Below are 22294 nucleotides of genomic sequence, written 5' to 3'. Positions count from 1 at the left end.
CATGCGCGCCGGCCTAGCCGGCCGCTGCGCGCTGCAGTGCGGCGAGATCGAGCTTCTTCATCGTCATCACCTGCGCCATCACGCGCTCGGCGCGCGCCGGATCGCCCGTCATCAGCTCGGATATCTGCACGGGCACGACCTGCCACGACACGCCAAAGCGGTCGCGCAGCCAGCCGCACTGCTGCGCGCGCTCGTCGCCGCCTTCGGACAGGTGCGCCCAATAGCGGTCGATCTCGTCCTGGTCGCGGCAGTTGACGACGAACGACACAGCCGGCGTGATCTGGAATGCCGGACCGCCGTTCAGCGCGACGAACGCCTGCCCGTCGAGCTCGAACGCGACGGTCATCACCGCCCCCTCCGCCTGCCGGGATGCATGTGCGCCGGCCTTGCCGTAGCGCGCCACATGCACGATCCGCGCATGGTCGAATACCGACACGTAGAAACCGGCTGCCGCCTCGGCGTCGTGGTCGAACCACAGGAACGGCGTGATGCGTTGTATGCGCGGGCTCATGTCGCTGTCTCCTCGATGTCGTGCCGGCCCCTGTGCCGGTCTTACATCTTAGGCGCTGCGCCCGCGCGCGGCGGCGATCCGGCCCGTAGTCCGCGCGCGGCCCGGGAATAAAAAAGGGGGCGATCGCTCGCCCCCTTGTTCCTGCGTGCGGCCGTGCCGCGTCAGAACGCGACGAAAGGCGCCGCGCCGCCGCTTGCGGTCTTGTCCATCCCGAAGTAGATCGTCCTGCCGTAGAACTGCGGCATGCCGATGTCGAGCCAGGCGGACGAGCCGAACGGACCCGCGATGTTGTTGAACGCGAACGTCGACGGGTTCGCGAACAGCGAATCCGCGTTCGCGACGGACATCGACACGTTGCCCGACACGCCGTTCTGGCCGGTCAGTGTCGCCCCGTAGGCGGCCGTGGACGCCGGGCAGTAGAACTGCGTATTCCTCGTGCAGACCGTCTGCGACGAATCGTTGAAGAAATACGCGTTCGAACCGGTATCGAAGAACGCGGTCACGCTGCGCCCGAGGAACGACGCGCTGACGTCGCCCGTCGTGGTCGACGTCATCACGGTCTTTCCGGTCAGATCCGGCAGGCCGAACGTCAGCGTCCCGGTCGCGCTCGCCTGCCCGTTGCTCGAGACGCTCGGCATCTGCACGCTCACGCCGTTGCTGTCGGCGAAACGATGCACCGGATTGGCCACCTGCTGCGCCACCGGCACGAGCGCGATCGCGCAGTTCGCGTTGCTGCCGTTCGGGCACGCGTAGTAGTTGTTGCTGGTCGACGTCGACGTCGCGCAAAGCGTGCCGCAGTCGTTCGGCGCCGGCCCGATGCCGAGGATCCCGTTCGCGCCGAGCGCGCTCGCCGAGTTGGCCGACGTGCCGCCGTTCGTGCACGAACTCGCCACGTTCGTGGTGCCGAGGTCGCCGATGATCTGCACGGGCAGCGAGGCCGCCTGCTCGGTGCCGATCGACAGGTCGACCGTGCGCACCGAACCCCACGTGTAGCTCGACACGAACTTGCCGCACTCGGCGACCGGCGAACCGCCGCTCGTCACCTGCGGCAGGTTGTTGAGCACACCCGACACCGCGCTGCCGACGAGCCGCAGCCCGTAGGACGCGGTATCGACGAGCACGTTGGTGACCACCTGGCAGTTCGACGTGCCCGGCGCGCAGACCTTCACGCTGACGGTCGGGATGTTGATCACGTTCGCGACGCCGGTGCCGACCGTGATGACGGCCGTGTTCCCGCTGTTGCCGTCCGATCCGCCCGAACCGTTGCCGTTACCGTTGCCGTTGCTGCCGGAGCTGCTGCCGCCGCCGTCGCCGCCGCCGCATGCCGTCACGAGCACGGCCGTCGCGGCCGCGAGACCCAGCACGCCGAGCCAGCGCTTGAATGTACGAGGAATTCTCAAGATCACTCTCCCGCTGTCACTGGATGTCGGTGCCGGCGAGGCCGGCAGGCAGCGCCGCCGGCAGCCACGCCTGGCCCGAGAAGGCGCCCATGTGGCCGCCGGTCCGGATCACGAGGCCGCTCGTCTCGACGGCCACGGGCGCGCGCCAGCCGCGCGCCGCGTGCGCGGCCTGGACACCGGCGGTGTACTGCGGGAAATAGCTGCCGAGCAGCGATGCGAGGTCCGGCATCGTCGGCCCGCGCCATGCGAGGCCGAACACGCTGCCGGCGGCAGAGGTGTATTCGTGGATGACCGTGCCCGATCCGAGCGTGATCTCGCGGACGGTATAAGCGGCCGTGCTCGCCTGCATGCCGTCGGCCGAACGCATCGCACGCTGCATCGTGCGCGCGCTTGCAGCCTGATCGTCCGCCGGCGGCGACATCGGCGCGCCGCCCAGTTCAGCGTGTGCGTGGACGGACCACAGCACACCCGTTGCAGCCGCCGCGTGCGCGACGGCCCAGCCCAAGCGTTTCAGCTTCAAGTTCCCTCCCAGGGACTGGCTTCGTTGCCGGCGGCGCAGCCATCGTGCCCGCGTCGCCTGCCAACATATGAAATCGTATGAATGACGCTCCGTTGCTGCTGACGCGTAGTATGCCTGCAGCATGTGTCGACGTGTCAATTCGACCCATGCTGCACCGGGCCGCATGGGTGCGGCAAGCACGGGTAAACGTTGTGGAAACGGGGTGACGCGTGCATCGGGCGGCCCCGCGAAACGGGGCGCGCCGATGCAATGCGATGCGGCAGGGTCAGAAGCCCAGGCTCGCGAGCAGGTCGTCGACCTGCCCCTGGTCCTGGACCACGTCGGATTTGCCTTCCGGCGCGATCTGCGGGCCGTTCAGCAGCGACTCGGGGCTGCCGGTCGCGCTCATCTGCTCGGCCGCGAGCGCGGCCGCGGTGGCCGCGAACTGCTCGCGCCGCTCGGGCGCGATGTTCTCGACGAGCACGGTGAGGAGCTGTTGCTCGATCAGGTAGACCATGTCCATGATCTTCTTGATCACCTGCCCGGTCAGATCCTGGAAATCCTGCGCGAGCATGATCTCGAGCAGCTGCGCGCTGGTCGCCGACGTCGACTCGGGCAGCGTGCGCAGGAACGTGCGCGTATCGTCCATCAGCTCGCGCACTTCCGCGTGCTCGATCGGCGCCGCGTACCACTGCGCCCAGCGCGCGTCGAGCGCCTCGGCCTCGTTCTGCACGCGCTCCTGCATCGGCTTCGCGATCTCGATCGCATTCAGCACGCGCACGGCCGCCTGCTCGGTCATCGTCGCGACGTAGCGCAGCCGGTCGCGTGCATCGGGCACGGCTTCCGCCGCACGCTCGACATGCTTGTCGAGCCCGAGCTCGCGCATCGAATCGCGCAGCGCGCGCGTGACCTGGCCGATGCGCGCGAGGATGCGGTCGCTCGCGAAATCGGCGCCTTCTGGGTGGCTGTCGGCGTTGAACCCCGCGCCGGCGAGCGCCGCATGGATCGGCTCGTTCACGTCAGCTCCCGGTCTTCGCCATCTTGTCGATAATCTTGTTCAGCTTCTCGTCGAGCGTCGCGGCCGTGAACGGTTTCACGACGTAGCCGCTCGCGCCCGCCTGCGCGGCCGCGATGATGTTCTCCTTCTTCGACTCGGCCGTGACCATCAGCACCGGCAGGTGCGTGAGCGTCGCGTCCGCGCGAATTTCCTTCAGCATCGCGAGGCCGTCGAGGTTCGGCATGTTCCAGTCCGAGATCACGAATTCGTAGCCGCCGCCGCGCAACCGCGCGAGGCCGGCCAGGCCGTCCTCGGCCTCGTCGACGTTCGAGTAGCCCAGTTCCTTGAGCAGGTTGCGGACGATCCGGCGCATCGTCGGGAAATCGTCCACCACCAGGATTTTCATGCTCTTGTCCATCGTCGTTCCTTTCCAGATTCGTTTCCGTCGGGACGCGTATCGTGGCACGCGCCCCGTGACATTCCATTCAAACGCGCTGCACGCGGTCGCCCATCGTCGCCAGTCGCGCCATCACGCGGCGGCTCATCTCGGCGAGCGGCGCGATCTCGTCCGCGCCGCCGAGCGCGATCGCCTCGCGCGGCATCCCGAACACGATGCAGCTTGCTTCATCCTGCGCGAACGTGTGAGCGCCCGCGCGTTTCATTTCCAGCAGGCCAGCCGCGCCGTCGCGGCCCATCCCGGTAAGAATGACACCAATCGCGTTCTTGCCCGCGTGCGTCGCCGCCGAGCGGAACAGCACGTCGACCGACGGGCGGTGACGGTTCACCGGCGGCTCGTCCGACAGTTGCGCAATATAGTTCGCACCGCTTCTCGCGAGCAACAGGTGCGCATGGCCCGGTGCGATATACGCATGACCCGGCAGCACGCGCTCGCCGTGCTCGGCTTCCTTCACCGCGATCCGGCACAGGCCGTTCAGGCGCTGCGCGAACGATTTCGTGAAGCCGGGCGGCATGTGCTGCGCGATCAGCACGGCCGGCGCATCCGGCGGCAGCGGCGTCAGCACTTCGCGGATCGCCTCGGTGCCGCCCGTCGACGCGCCGATGATGATCAGCTTCTCGGTACTGACGAGCGGGTTGTTGACCATCGGCGCGGCCGCGGGGCTGTCCGCCGCGCGCGCAACCGCTTGCGGCTGCGGCGCCTGGCGCACGCGCGCGCGCGACGCCGCGCGGATCTTGTCGGCGAGCTTCTCCGCGTAGTCGAGCATCCCGTCGCGAATCCCGACGCGCGGTTTCGTGACGAAATCCACCGCGCCGAGTTCGAGCGCGCGCAGCGTGATTTCCGAACCGCGCTCGGTCAGCGACGACACCATCACGACCGGCATCGGCCGCAGGCGCATCAGCTTCTCGAGGAAGTCGAGCCCGTCCATGCGCGGCATTTCGACGTCCAGCGTGAGCACGTCGGGGTTGTGCTGCTTGATGAGCTCGCGCGCGACGAGCGGATCGGGCGCGGTCGCGCACACCGTCATGTCGGGCTGGCTGTTGATGATCTCGGTCATCAGGCTGCGGATCAGCGCCGAATCGTCGACGCACAATACTTTGATCTTCTGCACTGCGGTCATGCCTCCTGCTTTCTTGATAGATTCGCCGCATACGGGCCTCCGGCGCCCGGGCTCCCCGGGTTCGCCGCCCGCACGCCGCCGGCACTCGCGCTGCCGCCCGGCGCCGCACCGCGCGCGCCGAACAGCTCGATGCGCGGGCGTGCCGGCTGCGGCGCGGCCGGCCGCTTCGCCTGGAACAGCTCGACATGCGCGCGCGGCCGTGCGGCGCGCAAGCGGTCGGCCTCGCGCGCCAGCGCGGCTTCGCGCTCGGTCACGCCCGGCACCTGCAGCCGCAGCTTCTTCACCATCGCGCGCCCCGTGCGCGGCATGAACGCGACCTTGCGCGGATGGACGTCCTGCAGGTCTTCCGCCGTGATGCGGATGCGCTCGAGCGCCAGGTAGCGGCGCACGAAATCCGCGTTGCGATCGCCGATGTTGATGGTCGTCATCCCGGCCAGCACGGCCGCGCCGCCGAACACCTTCGCCTCGAGGCGCTCGCGGCGCCCGCCGGCCTTGATCAGCTCGTTGATCAGCACTTCCATCGCATACGCGCCGTAACGCATCGATTCGGACGCGGTCGCGCCCGCATCGGCGCCGTCGTCGGGCAGCATGAAGTGGTTCATCCCGCCGATGCCGGCGTACGGATCGTGAATGCACGCGGCGACGCACGAGCCGAGCACGGTCATCAGCACCATGTCCTCGGACGTCGTGTAGAACTCGTTCGGCAACAGCTTCACGCCGGGACAGCCGAAATGGTTGTCGAAGTAGCGATTCGTCGCGATCGGCAGGGCACTCATCCGCGATCTCCATAAGCGGGCGCGGCGGCCCGCGCCGGAGCGCGCGACGGCATGGCCGCCGCCGCGGGCGCCTGCGCAGCACGCGGCCGCGCACCCTGCGCGGCGTCGCGTGTCAGTTCGTACACCGTCTGCCCGCGCAGCCGGAACCCCTGCGTGACGTACGTGAAGTTTTCCGAATGGCCGGCGAACAGCAGCCCGCCCGGCTTCACCAGCGGCTCGAAGCGCGACAGCACCTGCCCCTGCGTCGGCTTGTCGAAGTAGATCATCACGTTGCGGCAGAAGATCGCGTCGAACGGCTTCGCGATCCCGTAGTCCGCATCGGTCAGGTTCAGTTGCTCGAAGCGGATCATCGCGCGCAGCTCCGGGCGCACCTTCACGCGGCCGGCCTGCGGGCCCGTGCCCTTCAGGAAGAAGCGCTTCAGCCGCTCCGGCGTCAGGTGCTTGACCTGGTCGTACGTATAGATGCCGGCTTCCGCCTTCGCGAGCACCTGCGTGTCGAGATCGGTCGCGAGGATCGACGCGCCGCGCGCCGCCGATTCGCCGAGCGCCTCGATCAGCGTGATCGCGATCGAATAAGGCTCCTCGCCGGTCGACGCCGCCGAGCACCAGACCGACACGGGTGCCGGCCGCCCCTTCACGAAATCCGCCAGGATCGGGAAATGGTGCGACTCGCGGAAGAACGCGGTCAGGTTCGTGGTCAGCGCATTGGTGAACGCTTCCCACTCGAGCGGATCGTCTTCCTGCTCGAGCAGGTCGAGGTAGTCGCGGAACGTGTCGAGGCCGCGCGCACGCAACCGCCGCGCGAGACGGCTGTACGCCATGTCGCGCTTGTGCTCGGACAGCGAGATTCCCGCGCGTTGGTGGATCAGCGCGCGGATGCGTGCGAAATCCGCGCCCGTGAACGCAAAGTCGCGCCCCGGCTCGCCCGCTCGGGGCGCGGCATCCGGTGCATCGGGTCGAAATGGCGCGCGCGCGTGCGGCATGGTTTAGAAGGTCTCCCAGTCGTCGTCGGACGTGCCGGCCGCGGCCGCTGCCGGCTTCTCGCCGTTCAGCGCCGGGCGCACGAGCGCGGGCTTCGCGGCCGGCTTGTCCGCCGGTGCGGCCGTCTTCGCGAGACGCGGGCCGTAGCCGCCCGCGGCGGTGCCACGGCCGGCCGGTGCGTCTTTCGGCGTGCGCGGCGCGGGTTCCGCCGCGCGCTTCGGTTCGCGGCTGGCGGCCGGTGCGGCGGCATGCGACGCCGGCGCGGCGCGCCGTGCGGATGACGCGGCAGCCTGCGGTGCCGGCAGCGCGGCGACCGGCGCGGCGTCGTAACGCGGCTCCGACGGCAACGCCGGCACGGCTGCCGGTTCATGCGCGATCGGCCGCACGGCGCTGCGCGACGGCGCGAGCACGATGCCGCCCGCCACGCGCCAGTCCGACACGATCGCCTTCATCTGGCGCGTCTGCTCCTCGAGCGACGCAGCCGCGGCCGCTGCCTGCTCGACGAGCGCCGCGTTCTGCTGCGTGACCGAATCCATCTGGCCGACCGCGCGGTTGACCTGCTCGATGCCGGTCGACTGCTCGTCCGACGCGGCGCTGATCTCGCCCATGATGTCGGTCACGCGGCGCACGGCCTGCACGATCTCGTCCATCGTCGAGCCCGCGCGCGCGACGAGCGCCGACCCGCTTTCGACCTTCTCGGACGAATCGCCGATCAGCTGCTTGATTTCCTTCGCGGCGCTCGCGCTGCGCTGTGCAAGCGAGCGCACCTCGCCCGCGACCACCGCGAAGCCGCGGCCCTGCTCGCCCGCGCGCGCGGCTTCGACCGCCGCGTTCAGCGCGAGGATGTTGGTCTGGAATGCGATGCCCTCGATCGTGCCGATGATGTCGACGACCTTGCCCGAGCTCGCCGCGATGTCCTGCATCGTCGACACGACCTGGCCGACCACGTCGCCGCCCTGCGTCGCGATGTCCGACGCGTTCACCGCGAGCTGGCTCGCCTGCCGCGCGTTCTCCGCGTTCTGCCGCACGGTGCCCGTCAGCTGCTCCATGCTCGACGCGGTTTCCTGCAGCGACGCGGCCTGCTCCTCGGTGCGCTGCGACAGGTCGACGTTGCCGGTCGCGATCTCGCGTGCGCCGACGTCGATCGATTCGGTGCCGCGATGCACGGCCTGCACCATCGTCGTGACGGCGTCCTGCATCCGCTTGATGCCGCCGAACAGGCGGCCGATCTCGTTCGTGCTGAACACGTTCACCGGTTGCGTGAGGTCGCCGCCGGCGATGCGCTCGAAGTGCGCGATCGCATCCTCGAGCGGCTTCACGATCAGCCCGCGCAGCGCGAAGCGGATCAAGATCACGACGACGAACGCGATCGCGATGCCGGCCGCGATCAACGCGACCATCAGCGAGATCTGCGACTGCGTCGCGGCCTGGCGGTCTTCCGCGCGCTTCTGCAGCGACGCGACCACGGCCGACGCGGCCAGGTCGTAAGCGACGAACATCGGGCTGATCTTCGTGTCGGCGACCGCGTGGTACGCGGCCATGTCGCCCGCGCGCGCGGCCGCGAACTCGGGCTCGACGCCTTCCTTCACGATCGTCGCGTAACGTGCGGACAACTCGTCGACGAGCGCCTGCTCGACCCCGAGCTTCGGCGTCGACTGGAACGCCTGCCAGTTCTGGTTCGACTTCGCGTACAGCTCCTGCGCGCGGTCGAGTACCTTGGCCGCGTCGGCCGTGTTGCCGGCTTCCGTCAGCGACCGGAAGCGATCGAGCGACACGCGTGCGCGCAGCAGGTACGACGACGTGTCGTCGAGCGCATGGATCGCCGGCAGGTCGACGTGCGCGATCTCGTCGAGCGAGCGGCTCGCGTGATTGAGCGCGTAGAGGCCGAGCCCGCCGACCGCGGCGGCCAGGCACACGAGGATGAGTCCGACCGCCGTCAGCGTCGTGCGGATCGACCAGTTATGCAACATTGCAGATTCTCCCGAAATTCCTGCGCGCGCGGCGCGCTTACCCGCCGAGCGTCTCGATCAGCGCCATTTCACGGCTCGACATCAGCTTCTCGATGTCCATCAGGATCAGCATCCGGCCGTCGACCGTGCCGAGGCCCGTCAGGTACTCGGTCGTCAGCGTCGCGCCGAATTCCGGCGCCGGCATGATCTGGTCGGTCTGCAGCGTCAGCACGTCCGACACGCCGTCGACCACCATCCCGACCACGCGATGCGCGACGTTCAGGATGATCACGACGGTCTGGTGGTCGTACTCGACGCGGCCGAGATGGAACTTGATCCGCATGTCGACGATCGGCACGATGATCCCGCGCAGGTTGATCACGCCCTTGATGAACTCCGGCGCGTTCGCGATGCGCGTGACGCTGTCGTAGCCGCGGATTTCCTGCACCTTCAGGATGTCGATCCCGTATTCCTCGTCACCGAGCGTGAACACGAGGAATTCCTGGCCCGTCGCATCGCCTTGTTCCGCGTCACGGCGGCTGTTTGCCGCGTTCGCCGCGGCCGGATTGATCATTTGGACTTCAGCAGGCACGTTTGCCCCCAATCGGTTGAATGGCGAGAGTCAGAACATCGCGAGCTCGGCGCCCGCACGGGCGCCGTGCATCGCACGGGTTTCGCGGTTCAGCGCCGCGACGTCGACGATCAGCGCGACACTGCCGTCGCCGAGGATGGTCGCCGCCGAGATGCCATGCACCTTGCGGTAATTCGTTTCGAGGTTCTTCACGACGACCTGCTGCTGGCCGACCAGCTCGTCGATCAGCATCGCGAAGCGACGCCCCTCGGTTTCCATGATCGTGACGATCCCCTGCGTCGGGTCGGTGCGCGCGTCCTCGACCGAGAACACTTCGTGCAGCGCGACGAGCGGCAGGTATTCGCCGCGCACGCGCACCACGCGCTCGCCGTTGCCGACCGTGTAGATGTCGTCGTTCGACGGCTGCAGCGACTCCATCACGAAGTTCAGCGGCAGGATGAAGATCTCGTTGCCGACCTTCACCGACATCCCGTCGAGGATCGCCAGCGTGAGCGGCAGCACGATCCGCGTGGTCGTGCCGCGGCCGGCCAGCGACGTGATCTCGACGTGGCCGCCCATCGACTGGATGTTGCGCTTCACGACGTCCATCCCGACACCGCGGCCCGACACGTCGGTCACGGTCTCGGCGGTCGAGAAGCCCGGCGCGAAGATCAGGTTCCACACCTCTTCGTCGCTGATGTTGTCGGACACCTGCATGCCCTGCTTCGCGGCCTTCGCGAGGATCCGTTCGCGGTTCAGGCCCGCGCCGTCGTCGCTCACCTCGATCACGATGTTGCCGCCGTGATGCGCGGCCGACAGCACGAGCTGGCCGACCGCGTCCTTGCCGGCGGCGACGCGCTTGTCGACGGTTTCGATCCCGTGGTCGAGGCTGTTGCGCACCAGGTGCGTGAGCGGATCGATGATCCGTTCGATCAGGCTCTTGTCGAGCTCGGTCGCCTGGCCGAACGTGACGAGTTCGACCTGCTTGCCGAGCTTGCCGGCGAGGTCGCGCACGAGCCGCGGGAAGCGGCTGAACACGTAGTCCATCGGCATCATGCGGATCGACATCACGGCTTCCTGCAGGTCGCGCGCATTGCGCTCGAGCTGCGCCATCCCGTTGAACAGGCGGTCGTGCAGTGCCGGGTCGAACGCGGTCGCCGTCTCCGCGAGCATCGCCTGCGTGATCACGAGCTCGCCGACGAGGTTGATCAGCTGGTCGACCTTCTCGACGCCGACGCGGATCGAGCTGCCTTCGGCGCCCGATGCGGCCGCGGCGGCCGGGCGCGCGCGCTTGTCGTCGTGGTGCGCGGCGGCCTGCGCCGCGTGTTCGGCCGGCGGCTGCTGGGGTTGTTGCTGCGGTTGTGCGGCGGCGGCCGGCTCCGCGGTGGCGGGCGCCGGTGCGGCAGCCTGCGGCGCGAACACCTCGACCCGCGCGGCGGGTTGCGCGGCGGCGGCCGGTTCGACAGCCGGTTCGGCAGCCGATGCCGCGACGTCCTGCGCGGCGGCCGGTGCCGCCGGCGCGGCAGGCGCGGTGCCGCGCGCGACGCGGATCTGGCTTTCGTCGATCACGAAGCAGCACACCGCGACGATGTCGTCCGACGGCACGTCCGATTCGAGCCACAGCGTCAGGTCGGCGCCCGCTTCCTCGCGGCCGACGATCCGGCCGAGGTTGCCGAGTTCCTCGCTGAGCAGCGCCTGGTCCTTCGCGTCGACGCCCAGCAGCGTGATCTTCAGGTGCGGGCCGCTTTCGCCGGCTTCGGCCGCCGGATGCGCGGCCGCGACCGCCTGCTCGATCACATGGTCGGGCGCGCGATCGCCGCTGGCGGCGGGCTCCACAGCTGGTGCGGCCGGTGCAGCAGCCACGACAGCAGGCGCGACGGGCTCGGCAGGCGCGGCCGCCACGGCCGCCGGCGCCCCCGCGCCGCTCTCGGCCTTCAGCCGTTCGAGCTTCGCGCAGATCGTCGCGGCGGCGGCCGCATCCGGCTCGGCGCTCGCGCGGTAGTCGACGAGCTGGTCGGACAACACGTCCTTGGTCTCGAGGAACGCGTCGACCATTTCCTTGGTCAGCGTCAGCTCATGGTTGCGCGCGCGGTCGAGCAGCGATTCGAGGATGTGCGTCGTATCGGTCAGCGCGGAAAAGCCGAACGTCGCCGCGCCGCCCTTGATCGAATGCGCGGCACGGAAAATCGCGGCGAGATCCTCGGGGTCGGGCGAGCCGACGTCGAGGTTCAGCAGCAATTGCTCCATCTGCGCGAGCAACTCGTCCGCTTCGTCGAAAAAGGTCTGGTAGAACTGCGTGATGTCGAGAGTCATGCCCGGTCACCGGTTGGATTCGTCGCGTTCATGTCAGGAGGCGGCCGGCTCGGACAGCGTCGCGACCAGGTCGACCAGCACGGCCGGGTCGATCGGCTTCTCGATCCAGCCGGTCGCACCCGCGTCGCGTGCGGCGTCCTTGAAGGCATCGCTGCCCTCCGTTGTCAGTACAAGGATCGGCGTGTCCGCATACGCGGTCAGCTTGCGCAGCGCGGCGATCACCTCGAGCCCGCTCTTGCGCGGCATGTTCTGGTCGGTCAGCACCAGGTCGTACGGCGCGGTCGCGGCCATGTCGAAGCCGGCTTCGCCGTCCGGCGCCACCGTCACGTCGTAGCCGGCCTGCGCAAGCGTTGCCTGCAGCAGCGCACGCATGGTCGCGGAGTCGTCGATGGCGAGAATGGTTCGGATCATGTCTGTCTCGGAATCTTGGATACGTCAGGGTTTCGGCGCCGCGACGGCGGCGCTCGCGACCACCGGACGCGCGGCCGGCGACGGGCCGCCGAGCTGCTGCGCGAGCAGCTTCGAGCCCGCCGCGTCGGCCGACAGCGTCGTGGTCGTCGCGTCGTCGCGCATCAGCGCTTCTTCGGATTTGCGGTTCAGCACGATCACGCTGATCCGGCGGTTTTCCGGATCGAGCGGGTCGGCCTTGTTCAGGTTCTGCGTCGACGCGAGCCCGAGCACGCGCAGCACTTTCGCCTCGTCCATGCCGCCGGAGATCAATTCGCGGCGCGACGCGTTCGCACGGTCGGCCGACAGCTCCCAGTTGCTGTAGCCGCCCTCGCCGCCCGCGTACGGCACGGCGTCGGTGTGGCCCTGGACGATGATCCGGTTCGGCACGTCGTTCAGCGTCTTGCCGATCTCGCGCAGGATGTCGCGCATGTACGGCTCGACGTGGTCGCTCGACATCGCGAACATCGGCCGCTTCTGCGTATCGACGATCTCGATGCGCAGCCCCATCAGCGTCGAGTCGATGCGGATCTGCTGCTTGAACTGGCGCAGCGTCGGATTGGCCTCGATCGCGGCCATCAGCTTGATCTGCAGGTCGTGCAGGCGTGCCTGCTCGCGCCGCTCGATCGCGCCCTGCGCCTGCGCTTGCGCCTGCTCGTCGACCGGCTTCGCGACCCGCTCGGCGAGCGACGTCGTGCCGTCGGTGCGGCGCAGCGTGCCGGCGTCGACGCTCGACAGGTCGCGGCCGCCGGCGTTGATGATGCTGGAGTCCTGCGAGTTGCGGTCGCCGCTGCCGAGCAGCGCGGCCTTCAGCGGCGTGTTGAAGTATTCGGCGATCCCCTTCAGCTGCACCGGCGTGACCGAGCTCAGCAGCCACATCAGCAGGAAGAACGCCATCATCGCGGTCATGAAGTCCGCGTACGCGAGCTTCCATGCGCCGCCGTGGTGGCCCTTCTTCGCCGGGGCCACCCGCTTGACGACGATCGCGCGATCCTTGCTCTTGCTCATCGTGCGCTCCGCGTCACTTCGCCTTCACGCGGCGCACGTGCTCTTCGAGCTCGGAAAACGACGGCCGCTCGGTCGAGAACAGCACCTTGCGGCCGAACTCGACGGCGATCGCCGGCGCATAGCCGTTCAGCGTCGCGAGGATCGTCACCTTGATGCACTGGAACATCTTGGTCGACTCGGCGACGCGCTGCTCCGCGAGGCTCGCGAGCGGCCCGATCAGCCCGTACGACAGCAGGATCCCGAGGAACGTGCCGACCAGCGCCTGCGCGATCATCGCGCCGAGCACCGCGGGCGGCTTGTCGGCGGACGCCATCGTGTGCACGACGCCCATCACGGCCGCGACGATACCGAACGCCGGCATCGCGTCGCCGACGCGCATCAGCGCGTGCGCGGGGCCTTCGCCTTCCGCGTGGTGCGTCTCGATCTCCTCGTCCATCAGGCTCTCGATCTCGAACGCGTTCATGTTGCCGCCCACCATCAGGCGCAGGTAGTCGGTCAGGAATTCGACGATGTGGCGATCGGCGAGGATCTTCGGGTATTGCGTGAAGATCGGGCTCTTTTCCGGATCGTCGATGTCGGCCTCGAGCGTCAGCGTGCCTTCCTTGCGCGCCTTCGCGAGCAGCACGTACAGGAGCGCCATCAGCTCCATATAGACGTCCTTCGTGTATTTCGAGCCCTTGAAGAGCGTCGGCAGCACGCGCAGCGTCGCCTTGATGGTCTTGCCGCCGTTGCCGAGGATGAATGCGCCGACGCCGGCGCCCGCGATCATCAGGATCTCGACGGGCTGGATCAAGGCGCCCAGATGCCCGCCTGCCAGCGCATAACCGCCGAAGACGGACAACAGCGTCACGAGTGTTCCCACGATAATCAGCACTGCCTGTCCCTCACGAAAGACCGGCGGGGAGACCGCCGTTAATCAGGTTTACGGCAGTCGGCAGGAAAACTTTCGCGGCCGCTCGATGGCGGCCCGACGGTGTTTACCAGCAATTCGCAGACGATTCGCGCGGCCCGCGGGCGCCGCTCGCGCCCCGCCCTGCGGCGCTCAGGCCGCGGCGGCGGCCAGTTCGGCGGCGGCGGCGGCCTTGCGGGTCTTGCCCGCACGCGACGGCGGCTGGCACAGGCCGCAGACGAAACCTTGATGCGGATCATGCGCATGCGCGACGAAGTGGCCGCCGCAACGCGTGCACGGGGTCATCTGCAGCATCCCCGAATCGAAGAAGCGCACGAGCGTCCACGCGCGCGTGAGGCTCAGCGCGGCCTCGTCGCCGGACAGGTTCACGTGCTCCTGATAGAGCCGGTACGCCTTCACGATCGACTGGATCGGCTCGCAGCGGCCGTGGTCCTGCATGAACCGGTAGATGTTGTAGAACAGCGACGAGTGGATGTTCGGCTGCCACGTCATGAACCAGTCGGTCGAGAACGGCAGCATCCCCTTCGGCGGCGACACGCCCTTCAGTTCCTTGTACAGCTTGATCAGACGGTCCCGCGACAGGCTCGTCTCCGCCTCCAGCAATTGCAGCCGGGCGCCCAGTTCGATCAGTTCGATGGCGAGGGTGATTTCCTTCACCTCGATCACGACGCTTTTGCTTGCCATGGTGAAAACCGTCCGCTTGACGTTGTTCGGATGGATGGCCAATACGCTGCCCACCGGCGCGGCACGCCGGGACATACGCAAGGCGGGATGGATCAGCGGACGCCTTCGACCTGCTGTCCGGCCATCAGGATGGCCGAGTGGGCGTGCGCGACGACATCGCTGCGGCCTTTGTCGGCGAGCGAGGACAGCAGCGCGTGATCGTCGAAGCGGAAACGGCACAGCATCTGGTTGGACGCGGCGAGCTTCACGGTCTGTGCGAGCGTGAGGTTCGCGAGCAGGTCGGCCAGTTCCTGGGAAATTCCCATGCGGAACATGCCCATCGCCTTGTCTTCCCGCAGCAGGCGTTGCGCGAGGAGGAGGTACGACAGGTTGACCTCTTTGATCTCACTGAGCATTTCGCTGGTAGCGCTCATGATTCCCCCGTTAAAGAGCTTTGCTTTGGCCATTCATGTTATGAAAACGTTTGCTCGCTCGGAGCGCTCTTGGCGCTCGGTCGGCTCGTTTATAGTCTTACAGGGCGAATTTTGGCCAAACGGCATTTATGCCGGTATCAGCGAAGTGGCGTATGCCATGCAGGATTTGTCTGTAAACCGTGTAGGAATTTTTCCGACAAGGCGAATTGAAAGGAACAAACGGGAAAACGAAGGGTGGCGCGGGTTCCGCCGTGATGTGCCCGATGGCCCCGCGCAATGGCGGAAGGCTTGCCGGCGAGGCCGCCGACAATCGGATCGGTGAAAATTATAGAGCTTTTTCACGCTGGCGCAACAATAGATGCGTCTATATCGATTCACGTTCCCGCGCCCTTTTTCTCGGGGTTTTCGTGTATTTCATCGTGTAACAAGCCTTAAGTGTTTGAAAAATCACTCGAACCCTACAGTGCGATATCGATAATGACCTCCAATGGGCGGCGGCGCGAGCCGTGCCGGCCCGCCCCGCAGCTTGCCGTCCGGCGCCCCGCGCACCCCGCCCAGGGCCCGGCCACGTACCGCCAACAGCGTGCGTCGGCGAGTTCCGCAACCTTGTAGGGGATCCGTATCGGCGCCCAAGCGCCCAAGCGGATCGACACCGGAGATCACCCATGCGAATTGCCCAGATCGCGCCGCTTTACGAAGCCGTTCCGCCGAAACTCTATGGCGGCACCGAGCGTGTCGTGTCCTACCTCACCGAGGCGCTCGTCGAACTTGGCCACGACGTGACGCTGTTCGCGAGCGGCGACTCCGCCACGTCGGCCCGTCTCGAGGCGGCCTGGCCGCGCGCACTGCGGCTCGACCCGTCGATCCGCGATTCGATGGCGCCCCATATGCGGCTCCTCGAGCAGGTCGCCCGTGTCGCGCACGAATTCGACGTGCTGCACTTCCACCTCGACTACCTGCCGTTCCCGCTGATGTCGCGCCTCGACACGCCGTACGTGACGACGCTGCACGGCCGCCTCGACCTGCCGGAGCTGCAGCCCGTGTTCGACGCGTTCCCGGACGCACCGGTCGTGTCGATCTCGAACAACCAGCGCAAGCCGCTGCCGCAGGCCGCGTGGGCCGGCACCGTGTATCACGGGCTGCCCGACACGCTGCTCACGCCGCAGCCGGGCGTGAAGCCCGAATACCTCGCGTTCCTCGGCCGCATCTGTCCCGAAAAGCGCGTCGACACGGCAATCCGGATCGCCGCGCAAAGCGGGCTGCCGCTGAAGATCGCCGCGAAGGTCGACAAGGCCGACGCCGACTATTTCAAGGAAGTGATCGAGCCGCTGCTCGGCGAGGCGCACGTCGAGTTCATCGGCGAGATCAACGAAGCGCAGAAGCCCGCCTTCCTGTCCGGCGCGAAGGCGCTGCTGTTCCCGATCGACTGGCCGGAGCCGTTCGGCCTCGTGATGATCGAGGCGATGGCCTGCGGCACGCCGGTCGTCGCGTTCAACCGCGGTTCGGTGCCGGAAGTGATCGAGGACGGCGTGACCGGCTTCATCGTCGAGGACGTGCAGGGCGCGGTCGGCGCGCTGCACCGGATCGACAGCCTGTCGCGCACCGCGATCCGCGAACGTTTCGACACGCGTTTCAGCTCGAAGGCCATGGCGCAGCGTTATGTCGAAACTTACGAAACGCTTTGCACGACGACCCGGCAACCGGCATTGCGCCGGGTTGCGGGCGCCTGACGCGGAAATCCGCGCGGAAATATTCCGTAAAATTCGCGCCGAAATCGGCGCGCAATACAAAAGAGCCGCATCGACGATGCGGCTCTTTTCTTTTGGGGCTTTCAGTCATTCGATCAGGAATCGATCGCGGTTTTTCCCGACGATCCAATTCGGCGGCTTGCCGCGCCCGCTCCAGGTCGCGCCGGACTTCGGATCGCGAAATTTCGGCGGCAGCGGCGACTTCTTCGGCGGACGGCCGCGCCGTGCCCGCTCCGCGAAGCCCAGGTCCTGGGCCGTCAAGCCGTATTCGGCAATCATTCGCTGGACGTCGGCAATGACGGCCGCCACTTCCTGGCGGCGCACGTCGTCCGCCTGGGCCTGCAGATCAGCGATCTGCGCCTTGAGTTTCGCGTATTGAGACATTTTTCGACTCCCTTTTTTCGATGATGCGGCCCCGGCGAATCCACCGGGACACAAACATCCGTTACGTCATCCGCACTGCCGCCCTACCCTTCGAAATAAATGCTGTCATCTTTAACCGAATCGGCTATATCGAGAATGCGGACTTATTCTAATAAAAGGCATTCGTCAGCCATTCAAATTTAACAATCGTTGACCCTCCCGGACCCGATTCATTTCCTATAATCCAGACCAATTCCGGGCGATCGAATAAATCCGTCGTGTCGTCCGGTCGTCTTCAACCCACTTGAACAAGGTCCCTTACATGAATCTTTCTCAGCGTCTCGCTGCAGAGGTATTCGGCACGTTCTGGCTGGTGCTCGGCGGGTGCGGAAGCGCCGTGCTGGCCGCCGCCTTTCCGGGCCTCGGCATCGGCTTTGCCGGTGTCGCACTTGCCTTCGGCCTGACCGTGCTGACGATGGCATTCGCGATCGGACACATTTCGGGCTGCCACCTGAATCCGGCGGTGAGCGTCGGCCTGACGGTTGCCGGCCGCTTCCCGGCGCGCGATCTCGCGCCGTACATCGTCGCGCAGGTGGTCGGCGCGACGCTCGGTGCGTTCGTGCTGTACCTGATCGCGACCGGCAAGCCGGGCTTCGACGTGGTCGGCAGCGGCTTTGCGACGAACGGCTTCGGCGAACGCTCGCCCGGCCATTACGCGCTCGGCGCGGCGTTCATCTGCGAAGTCGTGATGACGGCCTTCTTCCTGTTCGTGATCCTCGGTGCGACCGACAAGCGCGCGCCGGCCGGCTTCGCGCCGATCGCGATCGGCCTGTGCCTGACGCTGATTCACCTGATCTCGATTCCGGTCACCAACACGTCGGTGAACCCGGCCCGCTCGACCGGCCCCGCGCTGTTCGTCGGCGGCGAGGCGATCGGCCAGCTGTGGCTGTTCTGGGTGGCGCCGATCATCGGCGCGGTACTCGCAGGGATCATTTACCCGCTGGTCGCGGGGCGTGACAACGCCGTCGACCTGCTGCCGGCATCGGCTCGCACAAGCGAATAAAACACTACGGGGTCACGCGAGCAGAGCAGCGAGCCTCACGCTGTCCAAGAACACGAGGCAAGCAATTTCGACGGGCGCCCTTGGCGCCCGTTTTTCATTTCCGCTCGGGAAGCGCGCCTGAGCAGGGCGCTCAGGAAGCGGCGACGTTGCCCTCGAGCGAGAACAGCGTGCGCAGGTGGCGGGCGACGCCCGCGTCGAAGTTGTTGCCGATCCGCGGGATGTGCGGCAGCCGCGCGACCAGGTCGGGATTCGCGTTGTTCATCATGAACGCGTGACCGGCGGTTTCAAGCAGGTCGATATCGTTCATGTTGTCGCCAAACGCGATGCAGTGGCCGGTGTCGACGCCGAGCCGCGCAAGCACCGTGCGCAGCGCGCGGCCCTTCGACACGTTCGCGGTCATCACTTCGAGACAGTCGGGCAGCGAGTACGTGACGTACAGCGCATCGCCGAAACGCACGCGCATCCGCTCGGCGACGACCGCCAGATCGGCCGGCTCGCCGATATACAGCACCTTCGCGATATTCGCGCCGTCGTGGGCGGCCATGTCGATCACGTCGTACCGGAAGCCCGAATCCTGGTGGAATTCGAGCAGGTGCGGCGCTTCGCGGTCGATCAGCCAGCCCTGGTTGGTGAACAGGTTGACGATCACGCGGCCGTGCGCGCCGACGACGTCCGGCTGCACGAGGCCACGGACGATCGCGGGATCGATGTCCTGCGCGTGGATCATCGTGTCGTCCGGCGCATGCACGCGCGCGCCATTCGACGTGATCAGGTACGGCCGGATGCCGAGCACGTCGCGAATGCCGGCGACGTCCGCGTAATGGCGCCCCGTGGCGATCACGAACTGCAGGCCGTCGCCGTCGAGGCGGCGGACGGTGTCGATCGTGTACGGATCGAGCTGGTGGTCGCTGTTCAGCAGGGTACCGTCGAGATCGGTGGCGATGACTTTGTACATGGGACGGAAGAATGGCGCTCAGGGCTCTGCGGAACGGCCATTTTAACGTCGTGCCCGATTGCGCGCCGGACGGTTCCCGGTCGATCGCCGCCTGCGGCCCTGCTTCAGCGCATCGTCAACCGCCGTCCACCACCTTCAACCGCCCTCCGCCGCCCGCAGCGCCTGCAGCGCGAGCCTCAGCGCGCCGTGCGCGGAATCGTCGAGCGGCGCGCGCAGCCGCGCGGCGTGGCGCGCCGGCACGGCCGGTGCAAGCGCGTCCGCCAACCCGCCGCACAGCGCGACCGGCAGTGCCTGCTGCGGATCGAGCGCATCGATCATCTTGCCGATCTCGTCGCCCGCCTGCGCGATCAGCGCGCTCGCGACGGGATGCGAGCGGTGCGCGAACACGATCGGCGCGAGGCGCGCGTAGATCGTCTGGTTCGCATCGCACGACCATTGGACGAGCGCGTCGCGATCCTGCGCGCCCGTTTCCGCGAGCAGCGCGTCGGCGAATGCATCCCGCGGCACACGGCCGTCGAGCGCCTGTTGCGCGTACGCGAGCGCGCGCACGCCGAGCCACGCGCCGCTCGCCTCGTCACCGGACGGAAAGCCGAAACCTCCGGCGATCCGGCAGGCGCCGGCCGCATCGAGCGCCGCCGCGATGCTGCCGGTGCCGAGCGCGACGATGAGCCCCGGCGCGCCGCCGTGCGCGCCGACGACGGTCGTATAGGCGTCGCTCTCGACCGCGAGCGCACCGAGCGGCGCCTGCGCGCGGAACGCGGCGAGCCACGCCGCATTGTTGACGCCCGCAAGCCCGCAGCCGAGCGCGCACTGCGACCATTCGAACGCGAAACCGGCTTGCGTGAATGCGTCCGCGCAGGCCGCGCCGATCGACGCCCACGCGCGCTCGATACCGAGACCGAGCCCCGACGGGCCGCCGCGCCCCTGCGCGAGCTCGCGCCCCTGCCGGTCCGCCAGCACCGCGCGGGTGCCCGAGCCGCCGCCGTCGATACCGATCGCAAAAAGTAATGCCGTCATGCCTTCATCCCGCTGATTCGAACAGGCGCCAAGCTTAACCGGATCGGCGCCGTGCGCCCATCTGCCGTTCGGCCGGCTATCCCGTGAAAAGGGCTTCCGCTATGCTGGCGCGATCGAATCGACACTGAAAACGAGGCAGACGATGTCGCAGCGGTGCAACTGGGTGAAGACGGAAGCGGACGCTCACTATCACGATACCGAATGGGGGCGGCCGTCGCACGACGATCGCCACCTGTTCGAAATGCTGATCCTCGAAGGCGCGCAGGCCGGGCTGTCCTGGTCGACGATCCTGAACAAGCGCGCGGGTTATCGCGACGCATTCGCCGATTTCGATGTCGACGCCGTCGCGCGCTTCACGCCGAAGCGCATCGAAAAATTGCTGGAGAACCCCGGCATCGTCCGCAACCGCGCAAAGGTCGAATCCGCGGTGAACAACGCGCGCGCCGTGCAGCGCATCCGCGACGAGCACGGGTCGCTCGCCGCGTTCCTGTGGTCGTTCGTCGGCGACACGCCGGTCCAGAACGCGTGGCAGTCGTACCGCGACGCACCCGCGTCGACCGAGCAGTCCGACGCGCTCAGCAAGGCGCTGAAGGCGTACGGCTGCAAGTTCGTCGGTTCGACGATCTGCTACGCACTGATGCAGGCGACCGGCATGGTCAACGATCACGAGGTCGATTGCCCGTGCCACGCGCCATGCGCGGCGCTCGGCGGCAAACAACCGGCACGCCGGCGCAAGACGGGCTGACGGCGCCGGCCCCCGCCGGCCGCCCCCCACCCGTCGCCCCTGCCCCGCAGTTGTCCCGCCGTCCGCCTACCGCGCGGCGCGCGACGACGCCGGCACGGCTGCCCGCGTGCTCCGCGCGGCCCGCACGCGCGCGCTGCGCTTCTTCAGCCAGATGCAGATGCCCGTCACGCTCAGCATCGCGATGACGACGCCGAGCACGCTCACCGCGACGCGGCCCGCGACGCCGGCGATCCGCCCCGAGTGCAACGGAAACTGCGCCTGCATGAACAGGTCGCCGGCCGAGCCGCGGCCCGGCACCTGGGCGGCGACGGGCTTGCCGGTCACCGCGTCCCAGTAAAGCCACGCATTGCCGAGCCCGACGTCGCCGTGGTCGTTGCCGGGCGTGAAGAACCCGACCGCATAGACATTCATCGCCGGCGCGAACAGCAGCGCGCCGGGCGGCGCGGCGATCCCCGCGTCGCGCCCGGCCGCACGCGCGATCTCGACGATCCGCTCGCGCGGCAGCACCTTGCTGCCCGGCGGTGCGGGCGGGAAGTGGTCGGGATTCGTGTAAGGCGTTTCGGCGAGCGGCGAGAACATCGACACGAGCGGTCGCACGAGCGGATTGCCGAGATTCATCGAGATCGAGGTGACCGCAACCACAAGCAGCAGCCCCCACACCCAGACGGCGCCCGAGCGGTGCAGGTCGAACACGAGCGGATAACCGCCGCGCCGCACGCGGAACGCGAACGACTTGCGCCAGCTTTTCAGGTTCGGAAACGCGAGCACGAGCGCGATCAGGCTGTCGATCGCCCACACGATGCCGACCACGCCCATCACCCAGAACCCGAAGTTGATCCCGCCGTACTCGGGCAGGAACAGCGAGTAGTGCAACCGGTAGATGAACGGCATCAGGTCGAGCCGCGCGACCGATAACGCCCCCCATTCGCGGCGGCCCTGCACCGCACCGGTCGCGGGATCGACGGCGATCTGGCTGAAATCGAGCGCGTGCGGCCGGCCGGTCGCCGGATCGGTGCGCGGCATCACACCCGCCTGCAGCGTGTGCCCCGGTTCGACCGCGAGCGGCAGATAGGTCACCTGCACGCGCGGGTCGGCGGCCTCGATGCGCGCCGCAAGCGCGAGCGGCACGAGCGGCGCAAGCGGCGCCGCGCCGCTATGGGCGACGTAGAAATCCGGGTTCAGCGCCGCATCGAGTTCGTGGTCCCACGCGATCAGCGCACCGGTGAGCCCCGCGACGAACAGGAACAGCGCGATGGCCAGGCCGAACCAGCGATGCAGACGGACGAGAAACGGTCGCAGGAACGCATTCATCGCGGGCGCTGCGAGCGGTAAGCGGGCCGGCACGAGCGGCGGCCCCGATTCGACGG

General features: G+C 67.8%; 23 protein-coding genes. 3 read left to right on the top strand and 20 right to left on the bottom strand.

Translation table 11 applies throughout. From position 1 onward, the window contains the following. Positions 1 to 13 precede the first annotated feature (13 nt). The 16 genes from ACN22W_RS01260 to flhD all read right to left on the bottom strand — a co-directional run bounded on the left by ACN22W_RS01260 (position 14) and on the right by flhD (position 15036). Complete coding sequence (locus ACN22W_RS01260) at positions 14 to 511, bottom strand: VOC family protein (protein ID WP_419685847.1); 498 nt, start codon at positions 509 to 511, stop codon at positions 14 to 16. A gap of 161 nt (positions 512 to 672) precedes the next feature. Next, positions 673 to 1911 (bottom strand): DUF3443 family protein, encoded by a 1239-nt coding sequence (locus tag ACN22W_RS01255; protein ID WP_419685845.1) that lies wholly within the window; start codon positions 1909 to 1911, stop codon positions 673 to 675. Positions 1912 to 1927: 16 nt separating this feature from the next. Further along, on the bottom strand, positions 1928 to 2431 hold the full coding sequence (locus tag ACN22W_RS01250) for a DUF2844 domain-containing protein (protein ID WP_129513452.1): 504 nt from the start codon (positions 2429 to 2431) through the stop codon (positions 1928 to 1930). Between the two features lie 265 nt (positions 2432 to 2696). Further along, positions 2697 to 3428: a protein phosphatase CheZ gene (gene cheZ / locus ACN22W_RS01245; protein WP_048248123.1), complete on the bottom strand. Its 732-nt coding sequence runs from the start codon at positions 3426 to 3428 to the stop codon at positions 2697 to 2699. Between the two features lies 1 nt (position 3429). Continuing rightward, entirely contained in the window at positions 3430 to 3825 is a 396-nt protein-coding gene (gene cheY / locus ACN22W_RS01240) for a chemotaxis response regulator CheY (RefSeq protein ID WP_128843665.1), read from the bottom strand. A 67-nt stretch (positions 3826 to 3892) separates the two neighbouring features. Next, positions 3893 to 4984 carry a protein-glutamate methylesterase/protein-glutamine glutaminase gene (locus ACN22W_RS01235; protein ID WP_129513451.1) on the bottom strand — a complete coding sequence of 364 codons (1092 nt, stop codon included), beginning with the start codon at positions 4982 to 4984 and terminating at the stop codon, positions 3893 to 3895. Continuing rightward, on the bottom strand, positions 4981 to 5760 hold the full coding sequence (gene cheD / locus ACN22W_RS01230; protein ID WP_048248121.1) for a chemoreceptor glutamine deamidase CheD: 780 nt from the start codon (positions 5758 to 5760) through the stop codon (positions 4981 to 4983). Before cheD ends, ACN22W_RS01235 begins: the two co-directional genes overlap by 4 nt. Further along, positions 5757 to 6743, bottom strand: a complete 987-nt coding sequence (locus ACN22W_RS01225; RefSeq protein WP_193097440.1) for a CheR family methyltransferase — start codon at positions 6741 to 6743, stop codon at positions 5757 to 5759. The genes cheD and ACN22W_RS01225 overlap by 4 nt, the downstream gene beginning before the upstream one ends. Before the next feature lie 3 nt (positions 6744 to 6746). Continuing rightward, positions 6747 to 8711: a methyl-accepting chemotaxis protein gene (locus tag ACN22W_RS01220; protein ID WP_419685843.1), complete on the bottom strand. Its 1965-nt coding sequence runs from the start codon at positions 8709 to 8711 to the stop codon at positions 6747 to 6749. 37 nt (positions 8712 to 8748) lie between these two features. Then, entirely contained in the window at positions 8749 to 9264 is a 516-nt protein-coding gene (cheW, locus tag ACN22W_RS01215) for a chemotaxis protein CheW (protein WP_129513448.1), read from the bottom strand. Between the two features lie 48 nt (positions 9265 to 9312). Further along, complete coding sequence (gene cheA / locus ACN22W_RS01210) at positions 9313 to 11574, bottom strand: chemotaxis protein CheA (RefSeq protein WP_419685842.1); 2262 nt, start codon at positions 11572 to 11574, stop codon at positions 9313 to 9315. 33 nt (positions 11575 to 11607) lie between these two features. After that, positions 11608 to 11985, bottom strand: coding sequence for a response regulator (locus ACN22W_RS01205; RefSeq protein ID WP_114175555.1), 378 nt, complete (start codon positions 11983 to 11985; stop codon positions 11608 to 11610). A gap of 24 nt (positions 11986 to 12009) precedes the next feature. Continuing rightward, positions 12010 to 13029 (bottom strand): flagellar motor protein MotB, encoded by a 1020-nt coding sequence (gene motB / locus ACN22W_RS01200; RefSeq protein ID WP_048248116.1) that lies wholly within the window; start codon positions 13027 to 13029, stop codon positions 12010 to 12012. Between the two features lie 13 nt (positions 13030 to 13042). Further along, positions 13043 to 13903 carry a flagellar motor stator protein MotA gene (gene motA, locus ACN22W_RS01195; protein ID WP_069255464.1) on the bottom strand — a complete coding sequence of 287 codons (861 nt, stop codon included), beginning with the start codon at positions 13901 to 13903 and terminating at the stop codon, positions 13043 to 13045. Positions 13904 to 14071: 168 nt separating this feature from the next. Then, entirely contained in the window at positions 14072 to 14623 is a 552-nt protein-coding gene (flhC, locus tag ACN22W_RS01190; protein WP_419685840.1) for a flagellar transcriptional regulator FlhC, read from the bottom strand. A gap of 92 nt (positions 14624 to 14715) precedes the next feature. Beyond that, positions 14716 to 15036 carry a flagellar transcriptional regulator FlhD gene (gene flhD / locus ACN22W_RS01185; RefSeq protein WP_039346834.1) on the bottom strand — a complete coding sequence of 107 codons (321 nt, stop codon included), beginning with the start codon at positions 15034 to 15036 and terminating at the stop codon, positions 14716 to 14718. Positions 15037 to 15701: 665 nt separating this feature from the next. Here flhD and ACN22W_RS01180 point away from each other — a divergent pair. Beyond that, positions 15702 to 16766: a glycosyltransferase family 4 protein gene (locus tag ACN22W_RS01180; RefSeq protein ID WP_419685838.1), complete on the top strand. Its 1065-nt coding sequence runs from the start codon at positions 15702 to 15704 to the stop codon at positions 16764 to 16766. A gap of 105 nt (positions 16767 to 16871) precedes the next feature. Here the strand turns inward: ACN22W_RS01180 and ACN22W_RS01175 are convergent, their stop codons facing one another. Next, positions 16872 to 17168 carry an H-NS histone family protein gene (locus tag ACN22W_RS01175; RefSeq protein WP_129513445.1) on the bottom strand — a complete coding sequence of 99 codons (297 nt, stop codon included), beginning with the start codon at positions 17166 to 17168 and terminating at the stop codon, positions 16872 to 16874. A 301-nt stretch (positions 17169 to 17469) separates the two neighbouring features. Between ACN22W_RS01175 and aqpZ the strand changes: the two genes are divergently transcribed. Then, on the top strand, positions 17470 to 18210 hold the full coding sequence (gene aqpZ / locus ACN22W_RS01170) for an aquaporin Z (RefSeq protein WP_129513444.1): 741 nt from the start codon (positions 17470 to 17472) through the stop codon (positions 18208 to 18210). Positions 18211 to 18340: 130 nt separating this feature from the next. On the opposite strand, the gene ACN22W_RS01165 is transcribed toward aqpZ, so the two are convergent. Further along, the gene (locus ACN22W_RS01165) at positions 18341 to 19165 is read right to left on the bottom strand and encodes a Cof-type HAD-IIB family hydrolase (RefSeq protein ID WP_412022647.1); all 825 of its coding nucleotides are present in this window, start codon (positions 19163 to 19165) and stop codon (positions 18341 to 18343) included. A gap of 135 nt (positions 19166 to 19300) precedes the next feature. Continuing rightward, on the bottom strand, positions 19301 to 20182 hold the full coding sequence (locus ACN22W_RS01160) for a BadF/BadG/BcrA/BcrD ATPase family protein (RefSeq protein WP_193097437.1): 882 nt from the start codon (positions 20180 to 20182) through the stop codon (positions 19301 to 19303). Between the two features lie 142 nt (positions 20183 to 20324). On the opposite strand from ACN22W_RS01160, the gene ACN22W_RS01155 reads away from it, so the two are divergent. Then, entirely contained in the window at positions 20325 to 20927 is a 603-nt protein-coding gene (locus ACN22W_RS01155; protein WP_419685834.1) for a DNA-3-methyladenine glycosylase I, read from the top strand. Positions 20928 to 20993: 66 nt separating this feature from the next. Here the strand turns inward: ACN22W_RS01155 and ACN22W_RS01150 are convergent, their stop codons facing one another. After that, the gene (locus tag ACN22W_RS01150; RefSeq protein ID WP_419685833.1) at positions 20994 to 22238 is read right to left on the bottom strand and encodes a PepSY-associated TM helix domain-containing protein; all 1245 of its coding nucleotides are present in this window, start codon (positions 22236 to 22238) and stop codon (positions 20994 to 20996) included. Positions 22239 to 22294: the final 56 nt, after the last annotated feature.

The organism is Burkholderia theae (assembly GCF_048565265.1).
In the GTDB taxonomy this organism is placed as follows: domain Bacteria; phylum Pseudomonadota; class Gammaproteobacteria; order Burkholderiales; family Burkholderiaceae; genus Burkholderia; species Burkholderia theae.
The sequence above is the reverse complement of the archived record's forward strand: the minus strand, read 5'-3'. Positions and strand labels throughout refer to the sequence as shown.